This window comes from Aeromicrobium sp. UC242_57 (assembly GCF_044452305.1).
In the GTDB taxonomy this organism is placed as follows: Bacteria; Actinomycetota; Actinomycetes; order Propionibacteriales; family Nocardioidaceae; genus Aeromicrobium.
Genome location: NZ_JBIOAM010000003.1, coordinates 1,282,872 through 1,292,784, shown reverse-complemented (window position 1 = coordinate 1,292,784; position 9,913 = coordinate 1,282,872). Strand labels below are relative to the sequence as shown.

The 9,913-nt window shown below is 67.0% G+C and carries 5 protein-coding genes and 6 pseudogenes; 5 read left to right on the top strand and 6 right to left on the bottom strand.

Features of this window, described 5'->3' with window-relative positions:
- Positions 1-57: 57 nt before the first annotated feature.
- The 4 genes and pseudogenes from ACHMWU_RS18425 to ACHMWU_RS18410 form a co-directional block, all read right to left on the bottom strand.
- Positions 58-1,417: pseudogene (locus ACHMWU_RS18425) on the bottom strand (replication-associated recombination protein A).
- Positions 1,418-1,426: 9 nt separating this feature from the next.
- A pseudogene (gene aspS / locus ACHMWU_RS18420) lies at positions 1,427-3,207 on the bottom strand (aspartate--tRNA ligase).
- Positions 3,204-4,504 (bottom strand): annotated as a pseudogene (hisS, locus tag ACHMWU_RS18415) (histidine--tRNA ligase). The pseudogenes aspS and hisS overlap by 4 nt, the downstream one beginning before the upstream one ends.
- Entirely contained in the window at positions 4,504-5,199 is a 696-nt protein-coding gene (locus tag ACHMWU_RS18410; RefSeq protein WP_396045750.1) for an MBL fold metallo-hydrolase, read from the bottom strand. Before ACHMWU_RS18410 ends, hisS begins: the two are co-directional and overlap by 1 nt.
- A gap of 283 nt (positions 5,200-5,482) precedes the next feature.
- Between ACHMWU_RS18410 and ACHMWU_RS18405 the strand changes: the two genes are divergently transcribed.
- The 3 genes and pseudogenes from ACHMWU_RS18405 to ACHMWU_RS18395 form a co-directional block, all read left to right on the top strand.
- Complete coding sequence (locus ACHMWU_RS18405; RefSeq protein WP_396045748.1) at positions 5,483-5,803, top strand: hypothetical protein; 321 nt, start codon at positions 5,483-5,485, stop codon at positions 5,801-5,803.
- A gap of 101 nt (positions 5,804-5,904) precedes the next feature.
- Positions 5,905-6,027: pseudogene (locus tag ACHMWU_RS18400) on the top strand (DUF349 domain-containing protein); the annotation flags it as partial.
- Positions 6,012-6,107, top strand: a pseudogene (locus ACHMWU_RS18395) (hypothetical protein); the annotation flags it as partial. The pseudogenes ACHMWU_RS18400 and ACHMWU_RS18395, both read left to right, overlap by 16 nt.
- A gap of 31 nt (positions 6,108-6,138) precedes the next feature.
- Here the strand turns inward: ACHMWU_RS18395 and ACHMWU_RS18390 are convergent.
- On the bottom strand, positions 6,139-6,384 hold the full coding sequence (locus ACHMWU_RS18390) for a hypothetical protein (RefSeq protein ID WP_396047024.1): 246 nt from the start codon (positions 6,382-6,384) through the stop codon (positions 6,139-6,141).
- 30 nt (positions 6,385-6,414) lie between these two features.
- Here ACHMWU_RS18390 and ACHMWU_RS18385 point away from each other — a divergent pair, with 30 nt between their 5' ends.
- Positions 6,415-6,543, top strand: coding sequence for a hypothetical protein (locus ACHMWU_RS18385; protein WP_396045746.1), 129 nt, complete (start codon positions 6,415-6,417; stop codon positions 6,541-6,543).
- 128 nt (positions 6,544-6,671) lie between these two features.
- Positions 6,672-7,631: a type IV toxin-antitoxin system AbiEi family antitoxin domain-containing protein gene (locus tag ACHMWU_RS18380; protein WP_396045744.1), complete on the top strand. Its 960-nt coding sequence runs from the start codon at positions 6,672-6,674 to the stop codon at positions 7,629-7,631.
- Positions 7,632-7,658: 27 nt separating this feature from the next.
- On the opposite strand, the pseudogene ACHMWU_RS18375 reads toward ACHMWU_RS18380, so the two are convergent.
- A pseudogene (locus tag ACHMWU_RS18375) lies at positions 7,659-9,892 on the bottom strand (RelA/SpoT family protein).
- Positions 9,893-9,913 lie beyond the last annotated feature (21 nt).

The following is a 9,913-nucleotide window of genomic DNA, read 5'->3' as shown; positions in this document are numbered from 1 at the left end:
GTGCGCCAGCGTCCACCTCCCTCACTGGCTTGGACGCCCGCGCATCGGCCCAGAGGCTCAGCGGTCGTGCAGGATCTTGCGGATCATCGCCAGGCGATCTTGGAGTCGCGCCTCGAAGCCGTGCTCGGTCGGCTCGTAGTACGTCGTGCCGTCGATGTCGTCGGGGGCGTACTGCTGGCCCACCACACCACGGACGTCGTCGTGCGGGTAGGCGTAGTTGTGGCCGTGCCCCAGCTTCTTGGCGCCCGCGTAGTGCGCATCGCGCAGCGCCGGTGGGACGGCGGAGACCTTGCCAGCCCGCACGTCGGCCAGCGCCCGGTCGATCGCGACGATCACCGAGTTGGACTTTGGCGCTGCAGCCAGGTGGATGACGGCCTGGGCCAGCGGGATCCGCGCCTCGGGGAAACCGATCATGGCGACCGCCTGCGCCGTCGCGGTCGCCAGCGGGAGCGCCGTCGGATCGGCCATGCCAATGTCCTCGCTCGCGTGGACCATCAGTCGACGTGCGATGAACCGGGGGTCCTCCCCGCCTCGATCATCCGGGCCAGGTAGTGCAGGGCCGCATCGACGTCGGAACCGCGGATCGACTTGATGAACGCACTCGTGACGTCGTAGTGCTGATCACCCTGCCGGTCGTAGCGCACCGCAGCCTTGTCGACCGCCAGAGCAGCATCTTCGACATCGATCTCAGCCTTGCCCTGCGACGTCGCTGCCCCTGCGGCGGCCTCGAGGTACGTCAGCACCCGCCGACCGTCACCACCGGCCAGACGGACGAGGTGTGACTTGGCCTCGTCGGTCAACGTCACGGCGCCTGCCAGGCCCCGCTCGTCGGTCAGCGCTCGGTCGACCAGCACGCCGATGTCATCGTCGGTCAGGCTCTCGAGCGTCAGCAGCAACGACCGGCTCAACAACGGTGAGATGACGCTGAAGTGCGGGTTCTCGGTCGTCGCGGCGACCAGCGACACCCAACGGTTCTCGACACCGGGCAGCAGCGCATCCTGCTGTGACTTGCTGAACCGATGGACCTCGTCGACGAACAGGACGGTCTCGACGCCGCTCTGCGCCAGCGCCCGGCGGGCCCCGGCGATGGTCTCACGTACTTCCTTGACGCCGGCCGACACCGCCGAGACCTCGACGAACCGCCGCTCGGTGTGCGAGCCCAACAGGCTCGCGATCGTCGTCTTGCCGGTGCCGGGCGGACCCCACAGCAGGATCGTCAACGGCTGGTTGCCGTCGATCATCTGCCGCAGGGGCGAGCCGGGCACGAGCAGGTGCTGCTGACCGACGAGCCGTCCAGCGACCGCGGACGCATCCGCACCGCTAACGGCGCGTTGGCCTGCGAGTTGCCGGCCAGGCTGCCAGACCCCGTCCCAGAGACCGGAGCGTCCGGGATGTCGAACAGTCCGTCGGAGCTCATGCCTGGAGCCTAGGCCTCCGGTGTGACATCTGCCTTCTTCGGCTCCGGCTTCCAATCAACTCCGGCGTCGCGGCGCTGCTCCGGCGTGATCGGCGCGGGGGCTGCCGTCAACGGGTCGAAACCACCGCCGGACTTCGGGAACGCGATGACGTCGCGGATTGAGTCGGCACCGGCCAGCATCGCGCAGATGCGATCCATGCCGACTGCGATCCCGCCGTGCGGCGGTGCGCCGAACGTGAATGCGTCGAGCAGGAAGCCGAACTTCTCCTGCGCCTCGTCCTCTTTCGATGCCCATGATCGCGAAGACGCGCTTCTGGAGGTCCTCACGGTGGATACGGATCGACCCGCCACCGAGCTCGCTGCCGTTGCAGACGATGTCGTAGGCCCAGGCCAGCGCCGAACCGGGATCTGCGTCGAAGTTGTCGACGTCCTGCGGCGACGTGAACGCGTGGTGCACCGCGGTCCAGGCACCGGCGCCGACGGCGACGTCACCCGAGGCGACCGCGTCGCCGGCAGGCTCGAACAAGGGGGCGTCGACGACCCAGACGAACTCCCAGGCGTCCTTGTCGATCAGATCGCATCGCTCACCGATCTCCAGACGCGCTGCACCCAGCAGACCACGGGTCGACTTGCGTCGCACCGGCGCCGAAGAAGATGCAGTCACCGGGCTTGGCACCGACGTGGGCGGCCAGGCCATCGCGCTCGGCGTCAGACAGGTTCTTGGCCACGGGACCGCCGAGCGTTCCGTCCTCTGCGATCGTGACGTACGCCAGACCGCGTGCACCGCGCTGCTTGGCCCATTCCTGCCAGGCGTCGAACTGACGGCGGGGCTGCGAGGCACCGCCGGGCATCACGACGGCGCCCACGTACTCGGCCTGGAACACCCGGAACGACGTGTCCTTGAAGAACTCGGTGCACTCGACGAGCTCCTGGCCCATGCGCAGATCGGGCTTGTCGGAGCCGAACCGGCGCATCGCGTCGGCATAGGTCATGTGCGGGATCGGGGTGGGGATGTCGTAGCCGATGAGCGCCCACATCTTCTTCAAGATGCTTTCCATGAGGTCGATGACATCGGCCTGCTCGACGAAGCTCATCTCGATGTCGAGCTGGGTGAACTCGGGCTGGCGGTCGGCCCGGAAGTCTTCGTCGCGGTAGCAGCGCGCGATCTGGTAGTAGCGCTCCATGCCACCGACCATCAACAGCTGCTTGAACAACTGCGGGCTCTGCGGCAGCGCGTACCAGCTACCGGGCTTCAGCCGCGCGGGCACGACGAAGTCGCGGGCACCCTCTGGCGTCGAGCGCGTCAGGGTCGGCGTCTCGATCTCGACGAAGTCGCGCTCCCCCAGCACCTCACGGGCAGCGGCGTTGACCTTGCTGCGCAGCCGGATCGCAGCAGCCGGGCCGCTGCGGCGCAGGTCGAGGTAGCGGTACTTCAGGCGGGCTTCCTCGCCGACGTCGACGTGGTCGTCGATCGGGAACGGCAACGGCGCCGCGGCGCTGAGGATCTCGACGTCGTCGGCGATGACCTCGATCTCGCCGGTCGGGATGCTGGCGTTCTCGTTGCCTGCCGGACGCTGCTGGACCGTGCCGACGATCTTGAGGCAGTACTCGGCGCGCAGCTGATGGGCGACTTCTTCACGGACGACGACCTGGACCACGCCAGATGCCTCACGAAGATCGATGAACGCGACACCGCCGTGGTCTCGACGACGCGCGACCCATCCGGCGAGCGTGACCTGCTGGCCGATGTGTTCGGCGCGCAGGCTTCCGGCGTCATGGGTGCGGATCACGAGATTTGCTCCTTGGGAGAAATGGACGGTATGAGGTCTTCGGTGGGCGGCGTCCAGCCGTCGGGGGTCGACATCGACCTGTTCGCCGCTGCGGATGTCCTTGACGGACATCGGCGGGAACCAGACGTAGGGGATGCCGCGCTTCTCGGCGTGCTGGATCTGCTTGCCAACTTGTCTGCCTTGGGGGCCACTTCGGTCGGGATGCCCGGGCGCGCAGCTTCTGGGCGATCGCATTGCTCTCAGCGCGCGACTCCTCGGCATCGACCGCGACCAGCACCACCGACGGCACCGACCGTGTGGCAGACAGGGCCAGCGGGGACGAGGAGGCGCGAGACGCCCAGCGAGATGCCGACACCTGGATACGTCGCCTTGCGGTCCTGAGCGAGCTGTCGTACCGGCCGCCTGAGCAGATCGAGCCGAGGTGCTCCCACCCGGCCAGACGCGTCTCGAACACCGTGCCGGTGTAGTAGTCGAGCCCGCGGGCGATGCGCAGGTCGGCGGTCACCATCACTCCGTCGACGCCCGAGGCGCCAGCGACGACCTGGGCCAGCCGTCGAGGCCCTCGGTGAGCATCTCGTGCTCCACGCCGAGCGCCTGCACCCGCTCGACGAACGACGTGTCGGTGGTGACGATCTGCGCCAACGCCAGGATCTTGTCAGCCTGCGCATCGACGAGCCCCTGCTCGAGCAGCAGCGCGTAGATCTTCTCGGCCGGCAAGCTGTCGAGCTTGTCGACGACCTGCATCACCGCGGCGGGTTCAGCAACCCCCAGCCCGAGGTAGAACCCTTCGAGCACTTTGCGGTTGCTGATCTGCAGCGTCGGCGTCGGGATGGGCAGACCAGCCAGGGCCTCTGCCATGACGCGAGCGATCTCGACGTCGAAGTGGAACGGCAGGACGTCTCGGGCGACGACGTCGATATCGGCCTGCGTGAACTCGCGGAAGCGGCCCTGCTGAGGACGCTCGCCGCGCCAGACCTTCTGGATCTGCCAGCGGCGGAACGGGAACTGCAAGCTTGCCGGCGTTCTCCAGCACGTAGCGGGCGAACGGGACGGTCAGGTCGTAGTGCAGAGCGAGCTCGGCGGCATCGCCCTCGGCAGCAGCCAGGCGCTTGACGGCGTAGACCTCTTTGTCGATCTCGCCCTTGCGCAGCAGGACGTCGAGCGGCTCGACGGCGCGCGTCTCGATGTTGGCGAAGCCGTGCAGCTCGAAGGTTCGACGCAGGTGGTCGAGCACCTGTTGCTCGACGATGCGCTCGCGAGGGAGGAACTCGGGAAATCCGGAAAGTTTCTTGGACATCAGGACGCCACCTCGGCCAGGAACGGGTTGGTCGCACGTTCACGACCGATGGACGTCTGACCGCCGTGTCCTGGCAGGACGACGATGTCGTCGTCCAGCGGCAGCACCCGGTCACGCAGGCTGACTTGCATCTGCGGGTGGGAGCCACCGGTCAGGTCGGTGCGTCCGATGGAACCGGCGAACAGGAAGTCGCCGGAGAACATGATCTGCGAGACCGACTCAGGACCGTCGTAGTCGACTCGGTAGACGACAGTGCCGGGAGTGTGGCCTGGAACGTGGTCGACCGTGAACGTCAGTCCGTCGACGTCGATCGTTGCACCGTCTACCGCGTCGCGGACGTCGGCGGGCTCGGTGAAGTCGGGCAGGTCGGTAATGCCGAGCTGGGAGCGCAGCATCGCGGCGGACTCTCCGGAGATGGCCGCCATCGGGTCGGACAGCAGGTGGCGGTCGGCCGGGTGGATCCACACCGGACAGCCGTACTCCTTCGCGACGTCCTGGGCGTTCCACATGTGGTCGAAGTGTCCGTGAGTGATCAAGACGGCCCTCGGTGTGAGGTCGTGCTCGGCGACGACCTGGCGCACGCCGTCGATCGAGCCCATTCCGGGATCGACGATCGCGCAGCCGGAGCCGGGCCCGGCGGCGACGAAGTAGCAGTTCGCCTGCAGCGGACCGGCCGGAAATGACGTGAGAAGCACGCCCCAAAGCGTACGCGAAGGCGCTCACACGGATGACCCGGCACGCACCGTCCCGCAATTGATGGGAGCCGTGGCGCACAGCCGGGCCGGTATCCACCTAGACTGTCGGCCATGAGTTCTGCGCCCACGAACCCTTGGGGTCGTGTAGACGATGACGGCAACGTCTATGTGAAGACCACCGACGGCGAACGACTGATCGGCCAGTGGCCCGGAGGTGACCCCGCTGAGGCGATGTCGCTGTACGTGCGACGTTACGAAGGTCTCGAGGTCGAGGTCGATCTGCTTGAGAAGAGACTCGAGGGCGGAGACCGTCTCGCCCGACGATGCCGCCAAGGCGGTGACGAAGGTGCGCGGGCTCCTGGTCGACGCGCAGGCGATGGGTGATCTCGACTCGCTGGTCAAGCGTCTCGACGCCCTGCAGCCGGCGATCGACAAGCAGCGTGAAGAGCGCAAGGTCGAGCGCGCTGCGAAGGTCGCCGAGGCGCAGGTCGAGAAGACACCCGCATCGCCGAGGCTGCCGAGAAGCCGCTGCGGGCACCGACTGGAAGTCCGGCGCCGACAGCGCGCGCCCTCCTCGACGAGTGGAAGGCGCTGCCCCGCCTGAGCAAGTCGGCCGATGACGGCTGTGGCACCGGTTCGGCTCGGCACGAACCACCTACACGCGTCGCCGCAAGACGCACTTCGGTGAGCAGTCGACGCTGCGCGATGCGGCGAAGGTCGTCAAGGGAGAAGCTCATCGTCGAGGCCGAGGCCTTGTCGACGTCGACCGACTGGGGTCAGACGGCCGGCAAGTACCGCGACCTCATGGCGGAGTGGAAGCGTGCCGGCTCGGCACCCGCAACGTCGAGGACAAGCTCTGGAAGCGCTTCCGGGCCGCTCAGGATGCCTTCTTCCAGGCCCGTGACGAGGCGAACTCCCTGCTCGACGCCGAGTACGAGGTCAACGCCGAGAAGAAGCCGAGATCCTGGCCGATGCCGGAGGCTTGCTGCCGATCACGAATGTCGACGCAGCCCGCAAGGCTTGGCTCGACATCGCCGACCGCTGGGAGGCCGCCGGCAAGGTGCCGCGCGCGAAGATCGGTGAGTTCGAGGCGCGGATCCGCAAGGTCGAGCAGGCCATCAAGGATGCGACCGACTCGGCGTGGAAGAAGACCGATCCCGAGAAGTCGGCCCGTGCCGACGACATGATCGGCAGAGCCAGCGCGCGATCGACGAGGTGGCCGAGAAGATCAAGGCGGCCGAGGCCAAGGGCGACGACAAGAAGGCCAAGAACCTCAAGGAAGACCTGGCCTCCAAGGAAGCCTTCCTCGAGATGGCCAAGAAGGCCCAAGCCGACTTCTCCTAACCCCATCCCCGCTGACGAGGTGGTTACCGCCCCCTGAGGAGGGCGTTACCGCCCGTCGGCGAGGTAGTTGTCGCCCTCCTGTGGACGACGACCTGGACTGGATCGGGCATGTGCCATGACATGGGCACATGCCCGAACTCGTCAACGATGGTCATCCGTTCACCACCGCGCAGGCCCCAACACTCGGCCTGACGCCCAAGATGCTACGGCTTCGTCTCACCCAGGGGCTCGTGCGCAGGGTGTTCCGCAACGTCTACGTCGACGCCTCCGTCCCTGACTCCAGGGCTGGCCGCGTACGCGCCTTGGCCCTGGCGACGCCAGCCAACGCGATCGTCTCGGACGAGACCGCCGCCTGGGTCCACGGCCTCGACGTCTTCGCGCCCGGTCGACGCCACGATCTCACGCCATCGATGCTCGTGCGCCACGGCAAGGGACGCGTCGAGCACACCGGCAGCAACGGACGGCAAGCCATCATCGCGCCCGGCGACGTCGAGTTCGTGGACGGGCTGTTCGTCACGACGGCTCTGCGCACCACGTCCGACCTCCTACGGCGGATGTACCGCCCCTATGCCTTGGCGGCAGCTGATGCCTTCGCGCACGCCGGGCTGATCGACCGGTACGAGCTGATCGACTACGTCGAACATCTCAAGGGGTTCCGTGGAATCGTGCAGGCGCGCAGCCTGGCGGCGATCGTCGAGCCGAAGACCCAGTCGGCCGGCGAGTCGTGGCAGCGCTTGCGCATCCTCGATGCCGGGCTGCCCCCGCCAGACCCTCAGCACGAAGTCATCGATGACTTCGGTCGGTCGTACTTCATCGACCTGCCGTACCCCGATGTGCTGGTCGGGACGGAGTACGACGGGCGCGAGTTCCACACCAACGACGAGCACCGTCGACACGATCAAGCGCGTCGTGACTACCTGACCGAGGTCTACGGCTGGCGGTGGATCATCGGGACCAGGGATCGGATCTTCGGGGACGACACGTCGTTCGAGCACGAGCTGGGCCGTGCGCTGGGGCTCACTCCCCTGAGCAGATGGTGGGGAACGGGGCGCTCCGGACTTCCTCGAGGGGCTACAAGTGCCTCGTGAGGGGGCAGTAACCACCTCGTCAGGGGTTTACTGGGTGAGGCGGTAGACGTCGAAGACGCCCTCGATGGTCCTGACGGCGCTCAGGACGTGGCCCAGGTGCTTGGGGTCGGCCATCTCGAAGGTGGACTTCGACTTCGCGACCCGATCGCGGCCGGTCGACAACGACGCCGACAAGATGTTGACGTGCTGGTCGGAGATGACCCGCGTGATGTCACTCAGCAGCCGGGGACGATCGAGACCCTCGACCTGGATCGCGACCAGGAACGTGCTCTTGGCCGTCGGCGCCCACTTGACCGACACCAGGCGTTCGGCTGGTTGCGCAGCGCCAAGAAGTTGACGCAGTCGATGCGATGCACCGAGACGCCGGCGCCACGCGTCACGAAGCCTTCGATCCGGTCGCCCGGCACCGGCGTGCAGCACCGGGCGAGCTTGATCAGCACATCGCCCTCGAGCCCCTCGACGATGATGCCGGCGTCGCCGCGGTTGTCGGCGCGACGCCGGGGAGATCCGACCCCAGGCAGCGTCGTGGCCTCGGCCAGGTCTTCCTGCGCACCCTCACGGCCGCCCGCGAGGTCGATGACTCGCTCGACGACGTTCTGTGGGCTGGCGTTGTGCTCGCCGACCGCAGCGTACAGCGCTGAGACGTCGGCCAGGTTCAGCCGTGGGCGACCGCAGCCAAGGTCTCGTGCTTGAAGAGCCGGTGCAGCGGCAGCCCCTCTTTGCGCATCTGCTTGGCGATCAGGTCCTTGCCACGCTCGATGGCCTCTTCGCGGCGTTCCTTCGTGAACCACTGCCGGATCTTGTTGCGGGCGCGCGGACTGACCACGAACTCAAGCCGAGTCGCGGCTGGGGCCGGCATCGGGAGACTTCGAGGTGAAGCCTCGACGACGTCACCGCTCTCGAGCGTCGACTCGAGCGACACAAGACGTCCGTTGACGCGTGCGCCGATGCACGCGTGGCCCACCTCGGTGTGCACCGCATAGGCGAAGTCGACCGGCGTGGCGTCGGCCGGCAGCTGGATCAGGTCGCCACGCGGGGTGTAGGCGTAGACCCCGGCGTTGTTCATCTCGAACCGCAGCGTGTCGAGGAAGTCAGCCGAGTCGGACGTCTCGGACTGCCAGTCGAGCAGCTGCGCAGCCAGCCGATGTCATTGCCGTCGGGGCCCTTGGTGCCCTTGCCGCCGGCAGCAGCGTCTTCCTTGTACTTCCAGTGGGCCGCGACACCGTACTCAGCACGTCGGTGCATCGCGAAGGTGCGGATCTGCAGCTCGACGGCCTTGCCCTGCGGACCGATCACCGTGGTGTGCAACGACTGGTACATGTTGAACTTCGGTACCGAGATGTAGTCCTTGAACCGGCCCGGGATCGGGTTCCATCGTGCGTGCAGGACTCCGAGCACGCCATAGCAGTCGGCGACGGAGTCGACCAGGATGCGCACGCCGACCAGGTCGAAGATCTCGGAGAACTCACGTCCGCCGACCAGCATCTTCTGGTAGATCGAGTAGTAGTGCTCTGGGCCGGCTCGACACCGTGGCCTTGAGCTTGACGTGCCGCAGGTCTGACTCGACGTCGCTGACGACCCGCTCGAGGAACTCCTCACGCGACGGCGCACGATCGGCCACCAGGCGCACGATCTCGTCGTAGACCTTGGGGTGCAGGGTCGCGAAGGCGAGATCTTCGAGCTCCACTTGATCGTGTTCATGCCGAGGCGATGGGCCAGCGGCGCGAAGATCTCGATCGTCTCACGGGCGATGCGCTCCTGCTTGTCCTGACGCAGGTAGCGCAGCGTGCGCATGTTGTGCAGCCGGTCGGCGAGCTTGATCACGAGCACCCGGATGTCGCGGCTCATGGCCACGACCATCTTGCGGATCGTCTCGGACTGCGCGGAGTCGCCGTACTTGACCTTGTCGAGCTTGGTCACGCCGTCGACGAGGTGCCTGACCTCGTCGCCGAAGTCGGCAGTGAGCTGCTCCAGCGTGTAGGGCGTGTCCTCGACCGTGTCGTGCAGCAGTGCTGCGCACAACGTCGGAGTCGTCATGCCGAGCTGGCGAGAATCGTGGTGACCGCGAGCGGATGCGTGATGTAGGGGTCGCCGCTCTGCGCTCTGCCCGAGTGCATCTTCTCGGCGATCTCGTAGGCCTTCTGAATGGCCGTGATATCGCCCTTGGGATGCGTGGCGCGGTAGACCTTGATCAGCGGGTCGAGCACCGTGTCAGGAGAGCTGGTGCGGCCTCCGCCGATGCGGGCCAGACGGTTGCGCACCGCGCAGACGCCGGTGCCGGA

Coding starts and splice junctions, on each gene's coding strand:
- ACHMWU_RS18390 (WP_396047024.1), bottom strand. CDS start 6,384: ATGTCGTCGGCACGGGCCGACTTCTCGGGATCGGTCTTCTTCCACGCC.
- ACHMWU_RS18380 (WP_396045744.1), top strand. CDS start 6,672: ATGCCCGAACTCGTCAACGATGGTCATCCGTTCACCACCGCGCAGGCC.